This is a genomic window from Ruegeria halocynthiae (genome assembly GCF_000743705.1).
GTDB classification, from domain to species: Bacteria; Pseudomonadota; Alphaproteobacteria; order Rhodobacterales; family Rhodobacteraceae; genus Ruegeria; species Ruegeria halocynthiae_B.
Map to the genome: position 1 here is coordinate 576,459 of NZ_JQEZ01000003.1, position 24,780 is coordinate 601,238.

Consider the following 24,780-nt stretch of genomic DNA (forward strand, 5'->3'; position numbering starts at 1 on the left):
TTACGGCATGTCGGAAAAGGGTATCGCAAACAAACTTCTGCTGCTGCCGTCCTCGCTGGTCATCGGCGCATTTGTCATCGTGCCATGTGCGTTGGTTCTGTTGGCAAGCCTGGCCTCGATTTCGGATTCCGAAGGATGGGTATTTGCCTTGGACCTATCCAATTTTGCCCGCTTCTTTAGCTGGTTCTATATTGAACGCGCCTTGTTCTCTATCGGGTTGTGCATGATGGTTGTGGTGATCAGCCTTTTGCTCGCCTACCCCTTCGCCTATTTCCTGTCGGGGTTCAGCGCCAAGGTAAAGAACATCTGGCTGATTTACATTCTGGCGCAGCTGACTTTGTCAGAGGTTCTGATCGCCTTCAGCTGGCAGATTTTGCTGTCGCGGAAATCCGGGCTCAGCAACATTTTGGTCTCGTTGGGATTGTTTGACAAACCATTTGCCATGACCCCGTCAGCCACCGGGGTTCTGCTGGGCCTGGTGTATCTGGTCATCCCCTTCATGATTCTGCTGCTATATCCCGCGTTCAGCCGTATGGACAAAAGTCTTGTTGAAGCGGCCCGTACACTTGGCGCGTCACCGCTTCGCAGCTTTTTCACCGTCGTCGTTCCCACGACAAAATCGGCGATCATCTCAAGCAGTGTAACGGTCTTTGTTCTGACCTTGGGGGCCGTGATCGTGCCGCAGGTTCTGGGCGCGCCGAAACACTGGACGTTGTCTGTGTTGATCATGGATCAGGCGGTGTTCAACTCGAACGTGCCATTTGCATCGGCACTTGCCGTTGTACTCTTGCTCCTCAGTGGCGGTGTGATCGGGACAATCTTCTTCTTAGGAAAGGGGAAAACGGCATGACTTTCCTGCGACGCATCTACCTTGCCTTGTTCGCGGTCTACCTTCTGGGTCCGATTTTTGTCATTGCCGCGGTGTCGTTCAATGCCAAAAAGTTCCTGGCCTTCCCGCCACGCGGCTTTTCCTTCCGCTGGTATGTTGAAATCTTTGCCGCCGAGGAATGGCTGACATCGCTGACCGCCTCTTTGACGATTGCGCTGTCCTCTGCAACATTGTCGGTCGTGATTGCGCTGCCAATCGCTTATGTGGTCTGGAGCCGAAACCTGCGCTATGCCAAAGCACTGCTGAGCCTGGGTATCGCGCCCTTTATTTTGCCCCCAGTCATCATGGCGCTGGCGTTCTTGCTGATGTTCTCATCCATCGGGATGTATGGCTGGGCGATTAATGTGGTCATTGCCCATGCCGTGTTCCTGCTGGCCCTGCCCCTTGTCACCATTTCGCTTGGGCTGGAGAGCGTCGATAAAGAGCTGGTCGAGGCAAGCCGGACAATGGGTGCCACCGGCTGGACCGTGTTCAAAACCGTGATCTTCCCGATCGCCGCACCCTTTGCCTTTGCCGGTTTTGCCTTCTGCTTTGTCATAAGCCTGAACGAATACATCATCGCCCTGATGACCGTAGGGTTCACCGTCGAGACATTGCCGATCAAGATCTTCAACGCGCTGAGATATGGTTATTCGCCGGTTATCGCTTCGATTGCAGTGATGTTTCTGGTGATCAACGTGATTGTCTTCAGCCTGATTGCAAAGTTCAGCAACCTGCCACGTATCCTGGGTGCGCAAGAATAACACGCACCTGAAGCCAGACACATTACACCTTACATACTGCCCCGCATCACGCGGGGCAGCTTTTGAAATCGGTTTTGCCAATTCCGGAGTTCCAGATGAACCGCATTCATCAGATGCTAGAAGCCACTCCAGCGTCCAAGCTGGCCATTGTCGATCATGACAATCAGAACTACACCTATGGTGATTTGATCTCAGCCGCCGACACTGCCGCGGGCCTGCTGCGCGACCACGGAGTTCGGGGCGGCGATCGGGTGGTCGTGATTGCGGAAAACTGCGCCGCATTTGTCTCTGTGATTCTTGCGCTCAGCAAGCTGGATGCCTGGGTTGTTCTGCTCAACGCGCGTGCAACGGTGCAGGAACGGGACAATGTGATCGAACATTCCGGCGCGCGATGCGTAATCGCCACCACGGGCGCATCCCGCGCCGCTGGCGAACACGCTACGCAGCTGGGTGCAACAACCCTTGGGAAATTGCCGACCGGTGATCTTGTGGTGTCCCCCATCAACTCCTCCGCTGTGGTTGAACCGGTGGCGCAGGACGCAGGACAGGTCGCCGCGCTGCTGTATACCAGCGGCACCAGCGGGCAGCCCAAGGGCGTCATGCTGACCCATGACAACCTGATCTTCACCATCAATATCTGCAACGAAGTTGGCGGGTTCAACAAAGATGACCACACTTTGGTCGTCCTGCCCGGCACCCACGTCTATTCCTTCTCGAACGTCATTCTTGCACAGCTTGCCGTCGGAGCGAGCCTGCGTTTTCTGACGCGCTTCGACCCGGCCGAGGTTGTTGAAGAGCTAAAATCGGATGTGACCTTCTTTCCGGCCGTTCCACAGATGTTTGCCCAGATCCTCAAGGTGCTCAAGGAACAGGGCATCACCAAGGTCGACGGCGATCTGCGGTTCTTTGCGTCTGGCGGCTCGCCGCTGGACCCAAGCTGGCAAACCCAGATCGAAGAGATTTTTGGCGTTGGCATTTACGATGGCTATGGCCTGACCGAAGCATCCCCGACCGTAACAACGGTGCGTCTGGATAAACCGACGGATGAAGGCACCGTTGGACAGCCCCTGCCTGGCCTGGACGTCCAGCTGCGCAATGCCAGCAAAGATGGCGTTGGTGAATTGCAGGTGCGGGGACGCAGCATCATGAAGGGGTATTACCACAACCTCGAAGCCACTGCCGAGGCCGTGACCGAAGATGGCTTCCTGTGTACCGGCGATCTGGCCCGCATTGCCGAGGACGGATCGGTCTTTATCGTTGGTCGCTGCAAAGAGCTGATCATTCACTCCGGTTTCAACGTGTACCCCCCCGAGGTCGAAACCGCCCTGAACGCCCTGCCCGCTGTGGTTCAGGCCGCCGTCGTCGGGCGCGCACGTGAAGGGAATGAGGACGTTTTGGCCTTTGTCACGGTGAATGCTGAAGTGACCGGCACGGACCTGAAAGAACAGCTGAAAGAAACGTTGGTGCGCTATAAAATTCCACAGCATATCGTGGTTACAGCAGAACTGCCGCAAGCTGCCACCGGCAAGATCCTCAAGAACAAGCTGGTAACGGTCTTTGCCGAGGAACTGCGCACGCTGGACGAGGCTGTGCATTAGCTGCCAAAGAAATACTGGGACGCCGCGCACCAGCATCAATCCGCCAAGGTCCGGATGTACCCTTCCGGAATTCAGCCGGATTGATGCTGGTGCGCGGCGTCGACCCGGATAGGGTTGGAAAGTTCTGAAATCAGGTCAAGGGTGTCATCATTCGCGATGATACCCAGGGGTCCTTGGCTGATCATTTGGCCAATTCTGCCAGGTCAGTCGCAGCCTACATTTTCAGCCGTCGTCAGCAATTCACAGAATTGATAACGGGGGCAAAGATCATTCTTTGCCCCCGTTTTATTCAGCTTGCAGATGTCTTAGGCCCAGGTCTTGGGCAGAACGCACAGCATTTCATAAAGCAAATTAGAGCCGATCAACGCAGTGCTGCCGTCACGATCATAGGGCGGTGACACCTCGACCAAATCGCAGCCGACAAGGTTTAGACCTTTACAGCCACGCACAATCTCAAGCCCCTGAATGGTGGTCAGACCGCCCATTTCAACCGTGCCGGTGCCCGGCGCGTAAGCAGGGTCCAGACCGTCGATGTCAAAGGTCAGGTAGACCGGCGTGTCGCCGATCTTTTTGCGGATCTCTTCCATCATCGGCGTCAGGGACTTGTGCCAGCATTCCTCGGCAGGTGTCACGGTCCAGCCTTGTTTGCGAGCCCAGTTGAAATCGTCCGGTTCGTATCCTGTCCCGCGCAGGCCGATCTGGAACACTTTGTCGTTTTGCAGCAGCCCATCATCAAAGGCGCGGCGGAACGGGGTGCCATGGGCAATCTTCTCGCCAAACATCTCATCATTGATGTCGGCATGTGCATCCACATGGATCAATGCGACAGGCCCGTGTTTCTTGGCAATCGCGCGCAACACCGGATAGGTCAGCGTGTGATCGCCACCCAGCGTCAGCGGCACGCAATCATGACCCAGGATTTCATCATAAGCCTCGGTAATGATATCGACAGTCTTTTTCAGATCGAACGTATTGATCGCCACATCACCGATATCGGCAACCTGCATCTTGTCGAAAGGCGCAGCGCCGGTTGCCATGTTGAACGGGCGCATCAGAACGCTTTCGGCACGGATGGCGCGTGGACCCATACGGGTGCCGGACCGGTTCGACGCGCCGATATCCATCGGGATGCCGACAAAACAGGCGTCCAGGCCTTCAGCACTTGTATGCCGCGGCAGGCGCATCATGGTCGTCTCGCCACCAAAACGGGGCATGTCGTTACCGCCAAGTGGCTGATTATATGTTTTTTTCTCGCCGTCGAGCATTTGCGTACACCACTTATTTTGTTGATATGCTGGCGCTAAAATCGCAAATTTTAACTAGGGCCGAAAATACCATAGTGCAAAAGGTTACATTTCCCCTGGGAAATGAAACACTATTTGTATTCTGCAGCCAACAGCCGAACGAATTGTTCGGTAACCGACGGAAGAACCCCGGATTTGGTCACAATATAAATCGACGGCGACGTGTGTTCGTCATCAAATGGCAACTGGCGCATCCGACCTGTTTGCAGGTGATACTCCGCTGCATGGCATGGCAGCAAACCCAGATAACAACCACTGAGGATCAGCATGATCTGGGATTCGATTTCCTGCACCGACACGTCGTAATCCGTTGCCGGACGCGAGCGCTGACGCTGACGGCTCCAATACCCTCGTTGTGCCCATGCATACTCGCTCAAATCCAGCTTTTCGAGTTCCTCTTCCTTAACCGAAAACAGCTCATGACCCTCACCGCAGTACAGGGCGTGCTTTTCGTCATAGACCTGTTTGAATTTCAGGCCGTTCAGAAAGTTGTCGAACCCGCCTACCCCGACATGGAAAGATCCGTCACGCAGTCCAACCAGGATATCCTGCGGATCTTCGATGCTCATCTCAATCTTGACGGCGGGTGCGACTTTGGTGAAATCGCTGATCGCTTGAGGAACACGGAATTTCGGATCCGTCGCCAGACAATCCACTACAGCGATCCTGAGATGCCCGACCAAGTTCCCTTTCAGTTCAGCGAACTTGCTGGCATGATCCTTGATCGTCACTAAAAGCGACTGACTCAGCTCATGCACAATCTGCCCTTTGTCGGTCAGCAGGAACCCCCGCCGCCCCCGATCACACAGTTTCACGCCCAGGCGCTGTTCCAGCGCTGAGATGTGGTTTGAAATGGTTGGCTGGCTTAGGCCCAATTCAGCCTGAGCCGCAGAAAAACCGTTGTTGCGGACAACACTGTCAAACACCGCAAGCAGGTGAAGCTCTGTTCCCGTGATCTGCATTATATCATTGAAGCCGGTAAATGTTAGGGTTTGCAACCCGATATATCTTTTACCAAGGGAATACTATAGAGAGTTTTTCCGCCGCCAGTCCGCGTCAATTCCAACGTATGCAGCCAAGGCCGCTGAAAATTCCCGCATTACATGAGTGTGCGCCGACGTCGGTTCGTCGATAAGAAGGATGTTTGACTGCGCTTGGCGCGCCCGACATACACAGCCACAGCCGCACCAACGGCTGTGGTGACATCATCGCAAACGAACAGAACCTGCTATAGGCGCTTATTGCTATGACTTGATTTGCAAACGCATCAAAGAGCCCGAGAAGTTGAGGCAAGGTTTGCCATCCGCCGTGATGATCCCCCGCAGAAATACCAATTGTCGACCGCTTTTCAAAACCTCAGCGCGCCCTTCGATCAGTTGGCCCGGTTGGGGTCCACGCAGAAATTCCGAAGAAAAAGACACCGTGACGCCATAGCTGTCATCGTCAAAACTCTCGCGCGCAGCAACAAACAGTGCGAAGTCGGCGAATGTCATCAGGCACCCGCCGTGAACAGTTCCGGCAGCATTTGTATGGCGGTTTTCGGCCCGAAACGCCGCAACTGGCCCTTGCTCATCGGTGCGGAAATAAAACGGACCGACAAGATCATGCTCAAAGGGTTGATCATCCCATTTGGACCAACCTTTGAACTCGCCCTGCTCTACTGTGACGCGATTATCCATTTTTATTCTCCTGCAAAAGACGGGGATAAACCAAGGGGGCAGCTTCCACCGCCCCCTTGGTTCTTTTCGGGTCAAAACCCTATCTTATTTGACTACATACCTTGCGATTGCGATTGCGACGCATGCGGGTTTGTTGTGGTTTTCGATTTCGACGGTTTTTTCGGTGACGGCCTCGATCATGTCGCCCTTGATCTCGACCGATTGCAGCACCGTGTGGGCGCGGATGCGGGCGCCGACGGGGACCGGGGAGGGGAAGCGGACCTTGTTGAAGCCGTAGTTGATGATCAGGTCGATCGTGTCCAGATCATCGAACCGCACTGCATCAGCGGGCAGTGGCAGCAGTTCCATGATCGACAGGGTCAGCTGGCCGTGGGCGATGGTCTGCCCGAACGGGCCGTCGCGGGCGCGGTCGGGGTCGCAGTGGATCCACTGATCGTCCAGCGTGGCCGCGCCGAACTGATCGACGCGCGCCTGATCCAGCGTGAACCACTCGCTGGGCGTGTTGGCCTGCCCGATGCGGGCGGTCATATGGTCAAAGGTGTCTTGCAGATTGCTCATGGCTGATGTCCCGCTCAGAAGATTTCGAACAGGCCGGCCGCGCCCATGCCGCCGCCGATGCACATGGTCACCACGCCGTATTTGGCACCGCGCCGCTTGCCCTCGATCAGCACATGGCCAGCGCAGCGCGCGCCCGTCATGCCAAAGGGATGCCCGACCGAGATCGCGCCGCCATTCACGTTCAGCAGCTCGTTCGGGATGCCCAGCTTGTCGCGGCAATAGAGCACCTGCGAGGCAAAGGCCTCGTTCAGCTCCCACAGGCCGATGTCATCCATCGTCAGCCCGTGCAGCTTCAGCAACTTGGGCACCGCAAAGACCGGGCCGATGCCCATCTCGTCGGGGCCACAGCCCGCAACCATGGTGCCACGCAGCGCGCCCAGCGGTTCCAGCCCGCGGCGTTCGGCCTCGCGCGCTTCCATCACCACCGCGGCCGAGGCCCCGTCAGAAAGCTGCGAGGCATTGCCTGCGGTGATGTATTTGCCTTCTTTCACCACCATGCCATCGGCAAAAACCGGGTTCAGCCCCGACAGGCTGTCCAGCGTGGTCGAGGGGCGGTTGCCCTCGTCTTTTGTCAGCGTCACGGTTTCCATCGTGACCTCGCCGGTGTCGCGGTTCTTGACCCGCTTGACCGATTCCAGCGGCACGATCTCGGCGTCGAACCGGCCCGCCTCCTGCGCGGCGGCGGTGCGCTGCTGGCTTTGCAGCGCATATTCATCCTGCGCCTCGCGGCTAATGCCATAACGCTCGGCGACGATCTCGGCGGTTTCCACCATCGACATCTCGACGCCCGGATAGTTGGTCAGAAGCCACGGATCCTGCGAGCGGTTCTGCTCGCGCCCTTCCAGATGCATGGTCAGGCTGATCGATTCCAGACCCGCCCCCATCGCCACCTGCATCCCGTCGCAGACAATCTGGTTCGAGGCCGCCGCAATCGCCGTCAGGCCCGAGGCGCATTGCCGGTCGATGGTCTGCCCGGACACGGCGATGTCCAGCCCCGCCCGCAGCGCCACCTGACGGCCCATGTTCATGCTTTGCGGACCGACCTGAACCGCCACGCCCAGGGCCAGATCCTCGATCTCGCCCGCGGCGACACCGGCGCGTTCAGCGGCGTGTTTGACCGCGTGACCGGCCAGTTCCTGCGGCTGGGTGTTGTTGAACGCACCGCGAAAGGCTTTGCCGATCGGCGTGCGGGCGGTGGAAACGATGACAGCTTCGCGCATGTGTTTCGGTCCTTCTCAGACTTTGCCGATGGCGTTGGGTTTGGCCGTGGCCAGCAGATCGTCGACGATCGGGCCCAGGCCCGAGGGGTCGTTCAGATCCACATCGCCATCCATCACGGTCGGGCCGCGYTGCCAGCTTTCGGCCACCGCCAGCATGCCRCCGCCGGATTCGAACACGCGGCCGGTGACGTGGCGCGACTGTTCGCTGACCAGCCAGGTCACGATCGGGGCCACCCGCTCGGGCGCTTCCTTGGCACGGTCCTCGTCGGTGTAGGTCGCCAGATCCTCGGTCATGCGGGTGTGCGCCAGCGGGGCCACCGCGTTCACGGTGACGCCATAGCGTTCCAGTTCCGCCGACGAGATGATGGTGAAGGTGGCGATCCCGGCCTTGGCCGCGCCATAGTTCGCCTGCCCGATCTGACCATACAGCCCCGAGACCGAGGCGGTGTTGATGATCCGCGCGTCCACCGCGTTGCCCTGTTTCGACTGATCGCGCCAGTAGCGCGCGGCGTGGTGCGAGACGTTGAACGTGCCCTTGAGGTGGACCTTGATCACCGAATCCCACTCACCCTCGGTCATGTTGGCGACGGTGCGGTCGCGCAGGATGCCGGCATTGTTGATCACCGCGTCCAGGCGGCCATATTCGGCGATGCAGGCGTCAATCATGCCCGAGGCCGCATCGAAATCGCTGACATCGGCCCCGTTCACGATGGCCTCGCCCCCGGCGGCGGTGATCTCGTTCACCACCTCCTGCGCCGGGCCGATATCGGCGCCTGCGCCATCGCGTTCCGCGCCCAGATCATTGACAATCACCTTGGCCCCTTCGGCCGCCAGCAACAGCGCATACCCCCGCCCGATGCCACGCCCCGCCCCGGTGATCAGAACAACACGCCCTTCGCACAATCCAGCCATCTCTCGCTCCTTATCCTTCAATCCCAGCCCGCCAAAACGCCCGCATCAAACCGCAAACGCATCATCCGGCAAACCCATCAAACTCTCACAACCAACCAACAATACCGATACGTGCGTATCAGCGCGCAAATAGGCTTTTATGGATGATCTTTTCCTGCCGGGACCTACCCGCGCTTGACCTTATGCATCGCGGGTTTGGCACTTTATTACCTTTTCGCGACCCTGGGCCGCCCCCGCCAGAGATTGAAACAAAGCATCAACCTGTTGAGTAAAACTGCAAAGAACGCATTGAGCGGTTCTCATTATCCCATGGGAGATCGAAGTGGCTGGAGGAGGCCCGCGTATCCCGGTGGCAATGTTCACTGATCCGATACGCCGACATCCCCTTCTCTGCGTTCCGCAACCGAAGTTGAAACCGCGAGAGGTGACTATGGAAAACGTATACGTAGCTGCAGTCGGGATGATCCCGTTCGGGAAGCACCCGGGTAAAAGCGTCAAGGACCTTTCCGGTATGGTTCTGGCCGAACTGTTCAAGGACACCGACCTGACCATCGACCAGTTGCAGGCGGTTTGGTTTGCAAACGCGGGCTGGGGTGGGCAGATCGGCCAGCACAGCATCAGGGGTCAGGTCGCCCTGATGCCGCACGGCATCGGCGAAATCCCGGTGATGAACGTTGAAAACGCCTGCGCCGGTGGATCGTCTGCATTTTATGGCGCGACGCTGGGAATCAAATCGGGTGAATACGACATCGCTCTGGCGCTTGGGGCCGAAAAGATGGCGGCACCGGGTACCGAGGATGACCCAAAGACCCGCGCCAAGGCGCTGGACAGCTTCATCGGTGGTACCGACGTCGAGGAGACCGTCAAGCTTCTGAACAAAATGAAAGAAGAAGCAGACCGTTTGCAGGCCGAATCCGGTGGCGACAAGGGCGGCGAAAAGAAAGCCCGTTCACCCTTTATGGATATGTATTCCGCCGATGCGCGCGCGCATATGGAGAAATATGGCACCACGCAGCGCCAGATCGCCGCGATTGCCGCCAAGAACCACTACCACGGGTCGCTGAACCCGCTGGCGCAGTACCGGTTCGACATGAGCATTGATGACGTCCTCAACGACCGTATGGTATCTTATCCCCTGACACGCGCCATGTGCTCGCCTTTGGGCGAAGGTGCGGCGGCGACGATCCTTGTGTCCGAGCGGATGAAAAACAAGCTGGGCCTGACCAATGCCGTCAAAGTACGTGCAAGCGTTCTGACTTCGGCCAAGCTGGGCGAAAACTTCGTTGGCCCCACCCCGCCGCAACTGGCGTATGAGCGCGCGGGCCTTGGCCCCGATGACATTGATGTCGCCGAGGTACACGATGCCACCGCCGTTGGCGAAATGCTTCAGACAGAAAAGCTGGGCTTCTGCGCCGTTGGTGAAGGCGGGGCTTATGCAGAATCCGGTGCCACCAAACTGGGCGGTGCCAAGCCTGTGAACCCGTCGGGCGGGTTGGAATGCCGTGGGCACCCGATCGGCGCGACCGGTCTGGCGCAGGTCGCTGAGCTGACCTGGCAGCTGCGCGGTCAGGCCGGCGACCGTCAGGTCGAAGGCGCGCGGATCGCCATCGCCGAAAACGGCGGCGGCTTTGTCGAAACCGGCGACGGCGCAGCCGTTGTGACCATTCTGGAAGGAGCATCGAACTGATGAGCAACGATATCACCACTTTCGCAGGTCTGATCGAAAGTCAGGCCGAAAAGCTCGCCGATGAAACATTTGTCCTGTTCGAAGATCAGGAAATCAGCTTTGCCACCTTCAATGCGCAGGTGAACCGCGTGGCCAATGGCCTGCGCGATCTGGGCTGCGGGAAAGACACCGGCGTTTCCATCATGATGGAGAACGCGCCCGAATGGCTGTATGTCCATTTCGGCGTGCAAAAGGTGAATGCCTATTCGGTGCCGGTGAACACCGGGCTGAAAGGCGAAGGCCTGAAACACATCATCTCGCACTCGGATTCCAGCGTCCTGATCATCGACGACACGTTCCTGGATGTGATTGCAGATATTCGTGACGATCTGACCAAGGTCAAATACGTCATCGTAAACCGGACCGGTGCCACCGCTGGTGACGAAGATGAGCTGACCTTGCAAAAGCTGATGGCCAACTCGTCGGAAGACAACCCACAGGTGGCAATCGAAAACGGACCGATCAGCACGATCCTGTACACCTCGGGGACAACCGGCCTGCCCAAAGGTGTGGTGTCGCGCTATCGCGAATTTCACGACGAAGGTATCTTCTTCTTCCTGCAACCGCGCTCGACTCTTTACACCTGCCTGCCGCTGTTCCACGCGAATGCGCTGGAAATCTCGACCATCCACGCGCTGTCGGGTGGTCACCGTCTGGCGCTGGCCAAGCGGTTCTCGGCAAGCCGGTTCTTTGACGACATCCGCCGCTACAAGGTCGATACGTTCAACGCGCTGGGTGCAATGATCACCATCCTGATGAAACAGCCCGAGCGCAAAGACGATGCCGACAACCCGGCAACCGTCGTGATCAGCGCCGCCTGTCCCGTTTCCGAATGGGAGGCGTTCGAATCCCGGTTCGGTGTCAAACTGTTCGAAGGTTACGGCGCGGTTGATGGCGGCGGTTACAACGTCTTCAACGTCGGCACGTCGCCCGTTGGTTCGGTCGGGAAACCGTCGGTGCCTTACCGTCTGGTCGATGACGAAGGCAATGACGTTGCCCAGGGCGAAAGCGGTGAGTTGATCTTTGAAATCGACGACCCCGAACGCCGCAGCGTTGAATACTACAAAAACCCCGAGGCGTCGTCGAAGCTGGTCAAAGACGGCTGGTTCTATACCGGCGACCTGCTGCACGCGGATGCCGACGGGAACCTGTTCTTCGACGACCGCAAAACCGACAGCCTGCGTCGCCGCGGTGAAAACGTGTCGGCCTGGGAGGTCGAGCGCGACATCAACAAGCATGACGCGGTTCTGGAATCCGCTGTGGTCGGCGTCAAATCCGATCTGGGCGAAGACGACGTCATGGCGTTCATTCAACTAAAGCCTGGCACAAGCGTCACGCCGGACGAATTGATCGCGCATTGCAAAGGCCTGATGGCTGAATTCATGGTGCCCCGCTATCTGGAATTCCGCGATGAATTCCCGAAAACCGGTACGCACCGCACTCAAAAGGCTGTTCTCAAGAAAGAGGGCGTCGGACCAAACACCTGGGACCGTGAAAAGGCCTGATTAACTTCATTCCAACTCTAAGAGGATAACATGGAAGAGAAAAAACCAGTCGTCGTATACGGCGCAAACGGTTCGACCGGCAAACTGATCTGCGAATATCTGCGCGAGTACGATATTCCCTTCATCGCTGCTGGCCGCAACGAAGAACGCCTGGAAGCCGCCATGAAGCTGGTGCCGGGCAATGAAACCGCAGACTACGAAGTGCGCGCTGTTGAGCATTCCGTCGAAGCACTGACCGAGCTGTTCAAAGGCGCAAGCGTTGTCTGCAACGTGGTTGGACCGTTCCACTTCTACGGTCAGCCGGTGGTTGAGGCCGCTCTGGCCGCAGGGTGTCACTATATCGACACCACCGGTGAATCGAACTGGATGAAGCAGCTCAAGGACGAATTTGGTCCTAAATTCGCTGCCGCCAATCTGAGCCTCTGCCCTGGCACGGCTTACATGTATATCAACTTGGAAATCGCCGCTCAGGTGGCGCTGGAAGAGGATGGTATCGACACGATCGAGGCCGTCACCTCGTCGAACGGCATCCCGACATATGGTTCGACCCAGACCATCGTTTCGCTGGTGAAATCCGAATCGACATACTACGAAAATGGTCAGCGCGTCGATTGGCCGGTCGCGAAGGTTTATGAAACCGTCGTTCCTGGCTATGTGATGACTCAGTTGGCGCACCCATGGGGCGGTGGCAGCCTGCCGCTGTGGTTCGAAGATGACTACCGCGTGCGTAACTGCCGGACTTTGACCACGTTCCCAGATCGTCCGATGTTCGAAAACATCGTGCAGCTGGAAGGACACTATCACAAAGACATCAAGAAGCTGCCGCAGGAAGAACAGGACGCGATCCTGTTTCAGATCGCCGAAGGTATGCAGCCGGGTCACCCCCCGCGCGAAAACCGCCTGATCCACAGCTGTGTCGATTATGCAATCGGTACCGGTGGCGCAAGACAGCGCGAAGTAATCCTGCGCAGCGGTCCTGCATACCTGCAGACCGGTGCATATCAGGCCGCAGCGGCGCACAAGCTGATCAACCAGGGCCCCGACAAAGTTGGTTTCGTGTCGCCCTGTCAGATGCTGGGTCACCGCTATCTGCTGAGCCAGACCGAGACCTTCTTCGCGACTGAGCTGGAAGTTCGCTAAAATCTTCGACCGCCGCTGCCGTCAAAGCAGCGGCGGTCGTACATGAGGCACCTACTTTGCATGTCGCGGCAAAGCTTCAGTTTGCAACTTGATGCCTCATCTCATCGAAAATTGAGCGGTTCTATCAACCGCGCGAGGCATCGCGTCAGGCGCAAAACACCGCTTTGAACCGAGACTAAGGGCAAGTTTGGGCCATCTTCGAACGCCCGACGCCAAATACCACAGGGCTCGTCTGTTTGAGGCACAGGCAAAACTCTGGATCGGGTGTGAACCATGGGAGGAGCAAGCCATGGTGGAGCACAGTCGACACACTGCGGCATCAGGTTCGCATGGGAGGATTGAAATGAACAAATATCGTGGACAAGGCCGGGCAATTGCGGCGCATTCTGGCTTTTCTCGCCGCGCATTTCTAGCGCAATCTGCGGCTTTTGGCGCAACTGCGCCGACCGTGGGCGCATTGCTGGCCAATGCGGCCTGGGCTGACACGCCACAGCAAGGCGGCACCCTGAAAGTTGGCGTTACCGGCGAAACATCAGATTCGATGGACCCGGCACGCGCGCTGTCGATTGCCTCAATCCTGTGTGTCAAATCCGCGATGGAATACCTGGTGAATGTCACCGCCGATGGCCAGCTGGATTACCGCATGGCCGAAAGCGCCGAACCTTCGGACGGCGGCAAGACCTGGACATTCAAGATCCGTCAGGGTGTCGAGTTTCACAACGGCAAGACACTGACCCCCGAAGATGTGCTGAAGACCATGCAGCGCCATTCCGATGAGACATCTGAATCCGGCGCGCTTGGCCTGATGCGCGGCGTTGAATCGATGAAGGTCGACGGCGATTACTTCCAGATGACGCTGCTGTCCGCGAATGCCGATCTTCCCTATCTGCTGAGCGACTTCCGCCTTCCGATTCAGCCCGACGGTGGGTTTGACGATCCCAAGTCGGGTATCGGAACCGGCGCATACGTTCTGGACGAGTTCGAACCCGGCGTGCGCGCGACCTTCAAGAAATTCGGCAACTACTGGAAAGAAGACGAAGGTCATTTTGATGGGCTCGAATGCCTTGTCATCAACGATTCGACTGCGCGTGCTGCGGCCATTCAGTCAAACCAGGTTCAGGCGATGTTCCCGGTTGATCCCAAAACAGCGCAATTGCTGGGGCGGGCGCCGAACATTGATGTTGTTTCCGCACCCGGCGGCAATCTGGTGGCGTTTGTCATGCAGACGGATGTCGCCCCCTTCGACAACCCCGATCTGCGCATGGCGCTGAAACTGGCGGTCAACCGTCAGGAGTTGGTCGACAAAGTGTTTGCAGGGCTTGCAACCCCTGGGAACGACTTCCCGGTCAACAGCTCGTATCCGCTGTTTGATGACAGCATTCCACAGCGTGAATACGACGTTGCAAAGGCTGCCGAACTTTATAAAAAATCCGGCCATGACGGTTCGCCCATCGTTCTGCACGTGTCTGATGTGGCCTTCCAGGGCGCTGTGGACGCGGCATCGCTGTTTCAGCAATCTGCCCAGGCCGCGGGTATCCCGATCGAGATCAAGCGCGAACCCTCTGACGGGTATTGGGCCGAAGTCTGGCAACAGCGCCCCTTCTTTGCGACCCAATGGGGCGGACGCCCGGTTCAGGACCAGATCTACTCAGCCGGATATCTGTCATCTGCGGATTTCAACGAAACACACATCCGCCGCGATGACGTTGATGAAATGATCCTGGGCGCGCGCGGTGAGTTGGATCCGGAAAAACGCAAGGAAATCTATTCCAAGCTTGCCTATGTCGTTCGCGACGAAGGCGGCCTGATCCTGCCGGTCTTTGGCAACACGGTATCGGCGATTTCCAAACAGCTCGGCGGCTATCATGAGCACCCGGCGCTGTTCTTGATGAACGCCCGCATTGCTTATGAATGCTGGTTCAAATCCTAAGAAAACATCTTTCAACATACAGGCAAACAAAGCAGAGGCAGGCACGAACAGTGACAATCTGACGTCCAAGACCCCAGAAGCGATCATAACCTGTGATCTCAATCTGGGGCCGGCGTCTAAGTCAAACAACGCAACCCAAAACACTCACACTTGAAAAAATTGGAACGGTCCGGGATCTGAACCCCGGTCCGCTAGGGAGGGACCCAATGAAGCAATCCAATCAAAAGATCAGCCCAGCTGTAAAAGCAGCGGCACGTAAACTGACCGGAGCAACCGGCGCGGTACTGCTGTCGGCCATGGCCGCCAACGCGGGTGGGGTCGAAGAATCCAGCCAGTCGACCGCTATCATCTTTGCTGATGGCAACGTCGTGGAAGGCACTTATTTTTATGTACGCCCGGACTTTTCCGGCACGGACGTGTTAGGCAACGATACAGGCAACTCAGCGCCGAATTTCGGAAACTTTGAACTGCGTTACAAGCAGGACTTAACAGAAAAACTGTCGTTTGCTTTCATCTATGAACGCCCCGTCGGCCTGTTTACGGACTATCCGACGTCCAATTCGTTCCTTTCGGGGGCACGTGTTGACGTGGATTCCAACAGTTACACTGCTTTGTTGAAGTACCGCTTTGACAACAACGTCAGCATCTACGGCGGCCTACGTGCGCAGAATTTCGAAGAAAAAGTGTTTCTTCCTGGCCCCTTCGGCCTCGATGTCGATGTGGATAGCGACACCGGCTATGGGTACGTGTTGGGTGTAGCATATGAAATCCCTGATATCGCGCTCCGGGCATCGCTGACCTACCACTCCAAAACCGACCATGACGTATCGGGTACAGAATTCGGGCAGCAGGTCACGTTTGAACAGACATTGCCGCAGGCCGTTGACCTGTATCTGCAAAGCGGCATCACCCCGACCGATCTGCTGTGGTTCAAGGCCCGCTGGCGTGATTGGTCCGAAGGTGAAATCAACCCGCCGCTCAATGCCGCCGCGACCGGCGTCCCTCTGGTGAGTTACGATGACTCGATCACCTATGAACTGGGCTGGGCTCATGTTTTCACCGAAAACTGGACCGCTGGAGCGACTTTCACCTACGAACAAGCCGATTCCGGCCCGTCGGATGACCTGGCACCTGGTGGGGATTTCTATTCTCTGGGTATCTTCGCCCAATATGAGCAAGAAAAATTCTACGTTCTTGGCGGTATTTCGCGGTCCACATTTGATGATGACACAACCGCAACCGGCACAAGGTTCGAAGACCTCGACGCATACGTCGCAAATATCACTGTCGGCTATAAATTCTAAACGACATTGTGGCGCGCTGGATCAGCGCGCCACTTTTTTCTAATACGGTGGACCCATGAAATTTCTGAAAATCGCCGCATTTGTTCTGATCGGCCTGGTTGTCGTTGCCGGTATCGGCATCAGCATGATGATGAACAAGACGCTCAGCTATGATGAGCTAAGTAAATACGCCCATGAGACGCTGACCCTATCGGACGGGTTTCAGGTAAATTACGCCGACGAAGGCAATGCCGATGGCCCCGTTGTGCTGATGGTGCATGGCGGCGGGGCTACGCTGGCAGATTGGACCCCATGGGTTCCGGCGCTTGCAGAAAAATACCGCGTTGTGCGGGTCGACATGCCGGGTCACGGCTTGACTGACCCACTGGCGGACCGCACTGAATACGGCCCCATCAAATGGGCTGAGGTCCTCAAGGAATTCGTCGATGAGCTGGGTCTTGGGAAGTTTGCCATCATTGGCCACTCCTTCGGCGGTGATACGGTTGTGCGCTATACCGTGTCCAACCCGGATGATGTGACAGCGCTGGTTCTGGTGGCAGCAGGCGGTTACATCCCGACAGAAGAACAGATCACCGATCAGGACCGGACGTTTGTTGCGCTTTACGACAACCCACTGGGCCGTTACCTGCTGCCGCGGATGTTGAACCGTAAAGAAACCGGAAAATCTCTGGAAATCTTCTTCAACGACCCGGCAGATCTGACGCAAGAGATGATCGACGAAAGCTACGACATCTATCGCTATGAAAAGAACCTTGGCGCGCCGATTGAACTGTTGGTGAACCTCTACAGCGACAGGTATGTCGAAGTATCCGGGCTGGACACAATCAACGTTCCGACACTGATCATGTGGGGCGACAAAGACGCCATCGCACCGCTGGATTACGGTCATCGCTTCAACGCAGCGATCAAGGGATCGGAACTGACCATTTACCCGGATGTCGGGCATATGCCGATGTATGAAGCCGTCGACCAAAGCACTGCGGATCTGTTGCGCTTTCTCAATTCTGCGGAAACTCAGCAATAATCCCAAACTAAGGCAAGGCACCTTTGAGCAGAAAACTAAGAACTGGCCGGTCAATTCTGTGACCGGCCAGTTCCGCATCAGGATCATTCGATAACGCGATGGGATATCTATGAAAATCGCCCGGATACTACTGGTCATTATTGGGTTGGGGCATATTGCCCTGGGTCTTTACGGGACTTTGGCCACCTCTGACCTTCTGGCATCGCTCGAGATTGAGGCGCTGACCGCAGACGGGTTGATCGAGGCGCGAACGTGGTTCGGCGGGTCTCCGTTGGCGGCAGGGTTGTTCATCACCTATGCGGCCTGGAACATGGCCTATGCGCGGGCGGGGTTTTTGTTCTTTGCCATCTACATGTTCGGGTATTTTACCGCCCGGCTGTATGGTGCCGCAGTTGCAGGCACGCTGAGCGACCCGCACATGATTGCAGCCATCGTGGAAATTGGTGAGTTTTTCGTCGCCCTGTTAGGGCTTTGGCTGCTTAGACATCAGGATCGGACGGACACCGGGTCCTGAACAAGGTCCGTTTCTTTGCGTCGAATTCTCACTGAATTAAAACACACAAACCGGGAAGGTTAGATGACAAAAAAAATCTTGAAATATGCCGCTTTGGTGATCGTTCTGGCAATTGGCGGGTTTCTGTATCTTCAGTACCAGCCCGAATTGGATAAGGACGATCTGGCCAAATACACGCAACCCCCGTCGCAGTTCATGGAGCTGGAGCCGGGCACCGTGGTCCATTACCGCGATCAGGGAAACGCAGAAGGCCCCGCGCTTGTCCTGATCCATGGCGGCACGGATTCGCTTTTTGCGTGGGAGCCGTGGGTTGAGCGCCTCAAGGACGATTTCCGCCTGATCACGATCGACCTGCCGGGCCACGGCCTGACCGGGCGTGTTGCAAGCGAACACTATACGCGCGGCAATGCCGTCAAGCTTGTGCATGACGTTCTGGAAAATCTGGATGTCGACAAGCTGTCCATCGGCGGTCATTCGATGGGGGGTGAGATCGCCCTGACCTATACGTTGGAAAACCCCGACAAGGTCGAGTCCATGATCCTGGTCGGCGCCGGCGGTCTGGGCGGCTGGCAAGAGGCTGATTTCCTGTTCTTCCCCTATAACCTGCCCGTCATCGGCCCCTATGTGTCCTATTTCGGTGACCGGACATCGGAAGCCTCGACAGAGCAGACCAAAGAGTACTTTGTTGGGGAAAACGACGACATCATCACCGAAGAATTCATGCAGCGTTGGGCCGACCTGTTGCGTTACGAAGGCAATCGGCATGTCAATTACCTGATGTACGGCGATGATGAGCGCAGCCCTTATGGCCAATGGTACGAAGAGATCGGCCCCGAGGATCTGGAACCACGTCTGGGTGAAATCACGGTCCCGTCGCTGTTGCTTTGGGGCAAACAGGACGTTCTGGTCCCGATGATCGCGGCCGAGCGGTTTGACGCGGGCCTGCCCAACAGCACATTGGTTGCATATGATGGTGTCGGGCACATGGTTGTGGACGAAGTGACCGAGCAATCCGTGACTGACCTGCGAGAATTTCTGAAAGCCAACGGAATTCTCCGCGGGGGCGACTCTTAAGTCAGAACCATATTCTGTTGGGGCGTATCGGCTGAATTTGCCGGTGCGCCCCAATTGTTTGCGGGGTGAGCCGCAGCGCCGGGTTCCGGCATAAAAAAAGGCCGACGCACCTGGGAGAATTGGTGCGTCAGCCATGGGCCTGACTCTCAGGGGAGAGCGATCAAGCCTTTTCGAATTGATCCGTATCAGCTTCCCAGCCCAAATCGCCGGAACCAAATGCGGTCCAGCCGGTCTGGTCGCGCCATTGGCCGTTGCGGGCATCTTCGACCGCTTCGACGTACCAGTTGGCAACCTCGGCCGACGGAATCCATTCACCCGGAACGCCCATCATTTCGGCGGTTTCCTTGACCAACGGCGGCAGAACGCAGTTGATGCGCTGCTCGCGCGGCAGCGACAGGGCGGCAGCACGGACAAAACCGTTGACGCCGGCACCCAGGAAGGTGGTCACGGCCGCAGCCGGGATCGGGTCAAGAACGGTGCTGCCGGTGGTCATCACAAAGACGCCGCCGTCGTTGAGGTAATTCAGACCATAGCGCACCAGGTTGATGGTGCCGCGCGCCGCGTCAGCCAGATCATCAACCTGCTGGTCGGTCACTTCTTCGATGGTCGCAAACGGCGCTTCGCCGCCCAGATTCAGCAAGGCGTCGACCTTGCCGGTCTGTTCGAACATCGCCTTGATCGAGTTGCTGTCCAGCAGGTTGGCCCGCACATCGCCCGAATTCCGGCCGACTGTGATCACCTCATACCCCAGTTCCTTGAATTTCGCCGTCGTGGGGCGACCGATCGTACCGCTTGCGCCAATGATGATGATCTTTTTGGCCATGTTCTTTTTCTCCTCGAGTTGTCACCAATGACGAGGCCCGAACCGGTCCGCCGCCATTCTTTCGACTATGACCAGCAAGTTAGGACAGAGATGACAATCAGGCTTAACTTTCAGGCGCGGATTTTTGACATTTTGTTCGCCGCTGCGTCGTGACGTCATGCCTTTCGGGCCGCCCAATGGATTGGCCGCATGGGGTTGAGCGCGTTAGGGTTTTGAAGACGATCACAAGCGCGGGGAATAACAGTGCCAAACCTAGTTACCCAACAAACCGGAGAATTCGCGAGCTGGTCCACCTGGGATGACGAACCCTATGAACACGACCTGGTGGGACCGTTCTATTTCCGCACCGATGACAAAGGACCGGTCTGCGCCTTCCGCGCCGAGCGGCGGCATATGAATGCGGGCAACATCATGCACGGCGGCTGCCTGATGTCTTTTGCCGATTTCTCACTTTTCGTAATCGCTGCGGATCACTTTGACGCGGATAGCTATGCGGTGACGGTGTCGTTTTCCACCGAATTTCTACGCGGTGCAAAAGAAGGCAGCCTGATGGAAGCGCGCGGCGACGTCATGCGTGCGGGGCGCCAATTGCTGTTCGTGCGCGGCGTGCTGACCAGCGACGGCACACCCTGCCTGAGCTATTCGGCGACATTGTCACGGGTTAAGATGCGGAAATGACAAAAGGGGCCCAAGCATGAGCCCCTTTTACCTAATGTCTTGAATACTGCGCGGCGCGCCGGTTCACCCGGCGCGTCGCAACAGTCCGATTACATCTGGCCTGTGTCCTGCAGATGCTTGATGTAGATCGACTTCAGTTTTTCGAAGGTCATCGCCTCGCCGGTGTCCGGGTCATAGACAGGCATACCAACATAGTTGGAATCGTCGATTTCCATCGGCTTGCCAGTCGTGACATACGTGGACCACTGATCGGCCACTTTCTGCCAAACCTTCGCGAGATGATCCGGCTTCATCACCAGAATATGCGGCGCAACCTCTTCGTTCAGCCCGATGTCGGTCAGCTCCCAATGCAGGTCAGTGCCGCCATCAGCTGCCGGAGTGAAGGTCCAGTCATAGATGGTCACGCGGTCATCGTTGATGCGCATGTGGGTCAGACGCTCGGGCCGGTCGCAACGGATGGTCGCCCAGGTGCCGAAATCGGCAAAGAACGGGTCGGTGACCTGGTGAATCTCGCCCTGCTCCATGTCGCGGCTGTAGTTGTGCGCGTACTGGCAGTACCACTTGGGCTCCCACTCGTATTCGCGCACGGGCGAGAACATGGAGTGCAGAGCCTCGCGCGGGACGGTGGCGTGGGCGTCTGCGGACACGACCAGAGCGGCCAGATCCTTTGCCGCGGCAAAGCTACCATCGGCCTGACGGTTGGGCGCATAGCGGTCCGCATCGGATTTGGCGGCGCGGGCATCGATCAGCTTGGCGGCACCACCGACCCATTCCACAAAGGTTTCGTCGGTGATCGCGCCGACCTGTGCGTCACCAGCATCGGTCAGGCCGCTTTCGGTGATTTCCACGTGCAGGGTCGAGCCACCGTTGGGGTTGGTGAACACGCTCCAGTTGCTTTCAGTGACGCGGTCCGCGTTCATGCGGAAGAAGTGGATACGTTCATTGGCGTCATACCGGGTCACGACCCAGGTGCCACCCATTTCACGCTCGTCATCTTCAACGGTGAAGACGGCCTTGTATTCCGCCACGCCGCTGTCGCTGCGCACCAGATCGCAGTTCCAGTTCGCGTCCCATTCGTAACGACGGGTGGGGCAGATCAGGGCAAAGACATCCTCGGCCGAGGCTTCGAGGTTCTGAACGCTGGCGAGGAAGACGCGCTTGCGCTCGTTGTTCGGAGAATAGATTGTCATATCAGTCTCTTGTCAGTTTTTTGGGGAAGGTAAAGAACGGGTTCAGCTTGCGGCTGCGTTCTGCGCTTCCTGCCATTTCTTGAAGGTTTTGTAGTAGACGATGGATTCCATCCAGCGGCGGCCTTCGCAGATCTTGTCGCCATCAAAGCGCGAAACCAGCAGGTGCTTGGAGTGGATGATTTCGCCGGTCGGTTCAAAGATATAGGTCGCGTCGCCCAAACCATAGGTGATGTCACCCATGTCGTACATTTCGGTCACACGGTACTCTACGATCTTGAAGTGGCCGTTGGCGTAATCTTCGATGCATTTCTTGTATTCGTCAAAGCCGCTGAACTTGCCGAAAAACGGGATAACGTCCTGTGCTTCGGGGTCGCCCACGGTTTGGGTGAAATCACCGGTCCAGCCCGAGATGAAGGTTTCCCAATCTTCCTCAGCCTGCGCCCGCATGAGTTTGTCGAATGTTGCCAGCTTGGCCGGATCGATCTTGCTAATGTCCATATCGGTGTTCCTTCTCAGGCCGCAGCAGTTTCATTTTTACGGTAGAAACGCGTGCCTTCCATCCAGCGGCGCATTTCGACGATTTTGCCTGCAACGATGCGGCAATGGGTCATCGTCGTTGTCGAAATCTTATCGCCGGTCGACTTGAAGACATATTCCGCATCACCTGCGGCAAAGGCATCAAATTCCGCCGCGTCGATGTTGCCGGTCGAGCAGGCAACCATCTGGAACGGGCCTTCTTCGTGATCGCTCAGCCACTGACGGAACTGGTCGTGGCCAACGTAGACGCCAAAGAACGGAACCGCATCCTGGCCCACCGGATCGCCGATCGTGAACACGAACCCTTCGGCGCAATGCGACAGAAGTGTGTCGGCGTCTTTCTTGGCAAAAGCGGCCAATGCGGCCTCGACGATTTTGCTATTGTCTGTTTCGCTCACAGCGTCCTCCAAATTCACGGCGGCAGCAGATTTGCCCGGCCGGTAAGTCATAACAACCAGAGGCCCGGCAATCCGTGCCCCTTGTTCTTTGTGAACCCGGTCAGTGCAGGCCTGATATCCGACCGTCGACCGCTGCCCAAAAAGGGGTCATCGGCACAATTCAGAGATCAGAAGTACGTTGGGGGTAATACGCCGTTCAAACGCGTATGACCGCCACAGAACGCCCTTGCTCCTCTCGGGTTCTGATGATGATCACACCTGACCCCAAAACCCCGTTAAATGCCTGATAGGATTACTCGCACGGTTGACAAATGCACTCATTGTCGATGGGGCGGATGGGCTGTCTGATCGTGGGTATCCAGCCCCTTTCCCACTTGGGTAAAACGCAACATGCCCGGCTGAGAAAGCCGGGCATGTTCAATGGATTAATCTCTGAGAGACAGGCGTTGGCCCTAGTCGCTGAGGCTCTCAACAGGGGTAGATGGTATCCGGAACACCAGGGGAATACCGATCAGGGAAACCGCCGCGCTCAGGTAGAAGGCCATCTGATAGCTGCCGTTCACGTCAGCCAACCAGCCCGCGATCGCCGGCCCCACCAACCCGATAACGGTCGGAGGCAGCATGACCAAGGCGAAGGCCATCGCAAATTTGCCCGCACCGAACACCTCGGCCGTCAGTGACGGGATCGCCGGAAGCAGAACGGCATACGCAGGCCCCAAGAACAGCACAAAGAACACAAGGTGCCACGTGGTTGTTGCATGGGCTGTGCCCACTAGGCCGATTGCCAGAAATGCGCAGGCAAAGGCGATGACTATGCGCTTGGGCTGCCGGTCCAGCACATAGCCGCCCCCGACCCTGCCAATCGAACTGGTGATCGCATAGATCGCAAACCCGATAACAGCAACAGATTCAGGAATGCCCACATCGCCGTAGTGCACCAGAAGATGCGGCAGCATGGCGCCAAACCCCATGGTCGCGGCGACGCCGACAAAGACCAAAAGCCAGTATGCCCGCTGGAATGGAAGCGTTTTGAGGATATCCATAACCGACACTTCGGGATGCGGCTCGGTACTGGGGGCTTTGTCGACAGCATCCGTTTCGGGGGTGCTCTCTCCGTCAACGGCATACCCATAGGGTTCGGGGCGATACCGGAACACAAAGCTGAGCGGGATGCAGATCAGCAGAATGGCAACACCACCGCCGGACACGGCCCCGCGCCAACCAAACTCGGCAATCAGCGCGCTGTAAAGCGGAAAGGACAGGCCCGAAATCGACGTTCCGGCAAAGAAGATGCCCATCGCCAATGCGCGGCGCTTGTGGAACCAGTTGGTGATAACCGCCAGGGGGCCAAAGTTGAAAATCCCAAGGCCCAGCGTCGCGACTGCGAACGTGATGTAAAAGGCCGGAATGGTTTCCACCCGGCTCATCATCATGAGCCCCACGCCGCCAAGCACACTTCCGACGGCCATCGGCAAGCGCGCGCCGAACTTGGTTATGATCATGCCATATAGCGGGGCCATCAGGCCGATTTCCGCATACAGCAATCCATACACACCCGAGGCCGCCGCACGCGACCAACCGGTGTCTTCAAGGATCGCTGGCAACAACGCACTGAACCCGTAGACCAGCAGCGCACCCATCATGAACATCATGACAAAAGCTGCAGCCGGAATATACCATCCATAAAAGCGGCGTTTCTTGGTACCTTCCCCGGCCGGTGCTGGTTGGGCTTCGTGCGATGTCGTCATCTCTCTCGTCCTTACCTTCAATGTGCAAATACGCCTGGAACTGACTCGATTTAGACTGTCCGGTGCATCCCACGCCTCTCATTAAGAAAACGGGTGACATCCACCGGCAAGCTTTTACTTGCTTTTACCTGCTAAATTTTTTCGGAACGCAGATACAATGATCTGGCTCAAATCCCAGTCCCCTCCCTAGAGATCAAGAACGGGTCACGTCTAAAGCTGAGACCCGCCTTAATGCGCCGTTCATAATCGTGTGCCTTCCACACCAGCTTGACAGTTCTACCCGCCC

23 protein-coding genes are annotated in these 24,780 nt (G+C 57.2%); 12 read left to right on the forward strand and 11 right to left on the reverse strand.

Translation table 11 applies throughout. The features are described 5' to 3' along the window. Window positions 1–7 precede the first annotated feature (7 nt). The 3 genes from JT51_RS13460 (at window position 8) to JT51_RS13470 (ending at window position 3,230) form a co-directional block, all read left to right on the forward strand. The gene (locus JT51_RS13460; protein WP_037313437.1) at window positions 8–850 is read left to right on the forward strand and encodes an ABC transporter permease; all 843 of its coding nucleotides are present in this window, start codon (window positions 8–10) and stop codon (window positions 848–850) included. Further along, window positions 847–1,632 carry an ABC transporter permease gene (locus JT51_RS13465; protein WP_037313440.1) on the forward strand — a complete coding sequence of 262 codons (786 nt, stop codon included), beginning with the start codon at window positions 847–849 and terminating at the stop codon, window positions 1,630–1,632. Before JT51_RS13460 ends, JT51_RS13465 begins: the two co-directional genes overlap by 4 nt. Window positions 1,633–1,727: 95 nt before the next feature. Then, window positions 1,728–3,230, forward strand: a complete 1,503-nt coding sequence (locus JT51_RS13470) for a class I adenylate-forming enzyme family protein (RefSeq protein WP_051927549.1) — start codon at window positions 1,728–1,730, stop codon at window positions 3,228–3,230. Window positions 3,231–3,535: 305 nt separating this feature from the next. On the opposite strand, the gene speB is transcribed toward JT51_RS13470, so the two are convergent. From speB to JT51_RS13500, 6 genes are all read right to left on the reverse strand, one after another. Next, complete coding sequence (gene speB / locus JT51_RS13475; protein WP_235216180.1) at window positions 3,536–4,444, reverse strand: agmatinase; 909 nt, start codon at window positions 4,442–4,444, stop codon at window positions 3,536–3,538. Between the two features lie 161 nt (window positions 4,445–4,605). After that, entirely contained in the window at window positions 4,606–5,532 is a 927-nt protein-coding gene (locus tag JT51_RS13480; RefSeq protein WP_152563350.1) for a LysR family transcriptional regulator, read from the reverse strand. A gap of 246 nt (window positions 5,533–5,778) precedes the next feature. Beyond that, on the reverse strand, window positions 5,779–6,213 hold the full coding sequence (locus tag JT51_RS13485; RefSeq protein ID WP_037313447.1) for a PaaI family thioesterase: 435 nt from the start codon (window positions 6,211–6,213) through the stop codon (window positions 5,779–5,781). Between the two features lie 84 nt (window positions 6,214–6,297). Then, window positions 6,298–6,771 (reverse strand): MaoC family dehydratase, encoded by a 474-nt coding sequence (locus JT51_RS13490; RefSeq protein ID WP_037313449.1) that lies wholly within the window; start codon window positions 6,769–6,771, stop codon window positions 6,298–6,300. A gap of 14 nt (window positions 6,772–6,785) precedes the next feature. Further along, window positions 6,786–7,991: an acetyl-CoA C-acyltransferase gene (locus JT51_RS13495; RefSeq protein ID WP_037313452.1), complete on the reverse strand. Its 1,206-nt coding sequence runs from the start codon at window positions 7,989–7,991 to the stop codon at window positions 6,786–6,788. Between the two features lie 15 nt (window positions 7,992–8,006). After that, complete coding sequence (locus JT51_RS13500; protein ID WP_037313455.1) at window positions 8,007–8,903, reverse strand: SDR family oxidoreductase; 897 nt, start codon at window positions 8,901–8,903, stop codon at window positions 8,007–8,009. Between the two features lie 430 nt (window positions 8,904–9,333). Between JT51_RS13500 and JT51_RS13505 the strand changes: the two genes are divergently transcribed. The 8 genes from JT51_RS13505 to JT51_RS13540 all read left to right on the forward strand — a co-directional run bounded on the left by JT51_RS13505 (window position 9,334) and on the right by JT51_RS13540 (window position 19,120). Beyond that, entirely contained in the window at window positions 9,334–10,590 is a 1,257-nt protein-coding gene (locus JT51_RS13505) for a thiolase family protein (RefSeq protein WP_037313459.1), read from the forward strand. Continuing rightward, window positions 10,590–12,134 (forward strand): AMP-binding protein, encoded by a 1,545-nt coding sequence (locus JT51_RS13510; protein WP_051927551.1) that lies wholly within the window; start codon window positions 10,590–10,592, stop codon window positions 12,132–12,134. Before JT51_RS13505 ends, JT51_RS13510 begins: the two co-directional genes overlap by 1 nt. Window positions 12,135–12,164: 30 nt before the next feature. Next, the gene (locus JT51_RS13515; protein ID WP_037313462.1) at window positions 12,165–13,274 is read left to right on the forward strand and encodes a saccharopine dehydrogenase family protein; all 1,110 of its coding nucleotides are present in this window, start codon (window positions 12,165–12,167) and stop codon (window positions 13,272–13,274) included. Between the two features lie 343 nt (window positions 13,275–13,617). Further along, window positions 13,618–15,204 (forward strand): ABC transporter substrate-binding protein, encoded by a 1,587-nt coding sequence (locus tag JT51_RS13520; RefSeq protein WP_051927552.1) that lies wholly within the window; start codon window positions 13,618–13,620, stop codon window positions 15,202–15,204. Between the two features lie 206 nt (window positions 15,205–15,410). After that, window positions 15,411–16,508, forward strand: a complete 1,098-nt coding sequence (locus tag JT51_RS13525) for an OmpP1/FadL family transporter (protein WP_051927553.1) — start codon at window positions 15,411–15,413, stop codon at window positions 16,506–16,508. Between the two features lie 55 nt (window positions 16,509–16,563). Further along, window positions 16,564–17,532, forward strand: coding sequence for an alpha/beta fold hydrolase (locus JT51_RS13530; RefSeq protein ID WP_037313464.1), 969 nt, complete (start codon window positions 16,564–16,566; stop codon window positions 17,530–17,532). 109 nt (window positions 17,533–17,641) lie between these two features. Continuing rightward, a complete protein-coding gene (locus JT51_RS13535) occupies window positions 17,642–18,046 on the forward strand; it encodes a DUF4345 family protein (protein ID WP_037313467.1) in 405 nt (134 codons plus the stop codon). Window positions 18,047–18,109: 63 nt separating this feature from the next. Then, window positions 18,110–19,120 carry an alpha/beta fold hydrolase gene (locus JT51_RS13540; protein ID WP_037313470.1) on the forward strand — a complete coding sequence of 337 codons (1,011 nt, stop codon included), beginning with the start codon at window positions 18,110–18,112 and terminating at the stop codon, window positions 19,118–19,120. A gap of 160 nt (window positions 19,121–19,280) precedes the next feature. Here the strand turns inward: JT51_RS13540 and JT51_RS13545 are convergent, their stop codons facing one another. Continuing rightward, entirely contained in the window at window positions 19,281–19,943 is a 663-nt protein-coding gene (locus JT51_RS13545) for a short chain dehydrogenase (RefSeq protein ID WP_051927554.1), read from the reverse strand. Between the two features lie 243 nt (window positions 19,944–20,186). Here JT51_RS13545 and JT51_RS13550 point away from each other — a divergent pair, with 243 nt between their 5' ends. Further along, entirely contained in the window at window positions 20,187–20,621 is a 435-nt protein-coding gene (locus tag JT51_RS13550) for a PaaI family thioesterase (RefSeq protein ID WP_200876089.1), read from the forward strand. Window positions 20,622–20,710: 89 nt separating this feature from the next. Here the strand turns inward: JT51_RS13550 and JT51_RS13555 are convergent, their stop codons facing one another. The 4 genes from JT51_RS13555 to JT51_RS13570 form a co-directional block, all read right to left on the reverse strand. Beyond that, a complete protein-coding gene (locus tag JT51_RS13555) occupies window positions 20,711–21,811 on the reverse strand; it encodes a hypothetical protein (RefSeq protein ID WP_037313474.1) in 1,101 nt (366 codons plus the stop codon). A 42-nt stretch (window positions 21,812–21,853) separates the two neighbouring features. Further along, window positions 21,854–22,309 carry a hypothetical protein gene (locus JT51_RS13560; protein ID WP_037313477.1) on the reverse strand — a complete coding sequence of 152 codons (456 nt, stop codon included), beginning with the start codon at window positions 22,307–22,309 and terminating at the stop codon, window positions 21,854–21,856. Between the two features lie 14 nt (window positions 22,310–22,323). After that, on the reverse strand, window positions 22,324–22,746 hold the full coding sequence (locus JT51_RS13565; RefSeq protein WP_160175188.1) for a nuclear transport factor 2 family protein: 423 nt from the start codon (window positions 22,744–22,746) through the stop codon (window positions 22,324–22,326). Window positions 22,747–23,198: 452 nt separating this feature from the next. Then, window positions 23,199–24,494, reverse strand: coding sequence for an MFS transporter (locus JT51_RS13570; protein WP_037313483.1), 1,296 nt, complete (start codon window positions 24,492–24,494; stop codon window positions 23,199–23,201). Window positions 24,495–24,780: the final 286 nt, after the last annotated feature.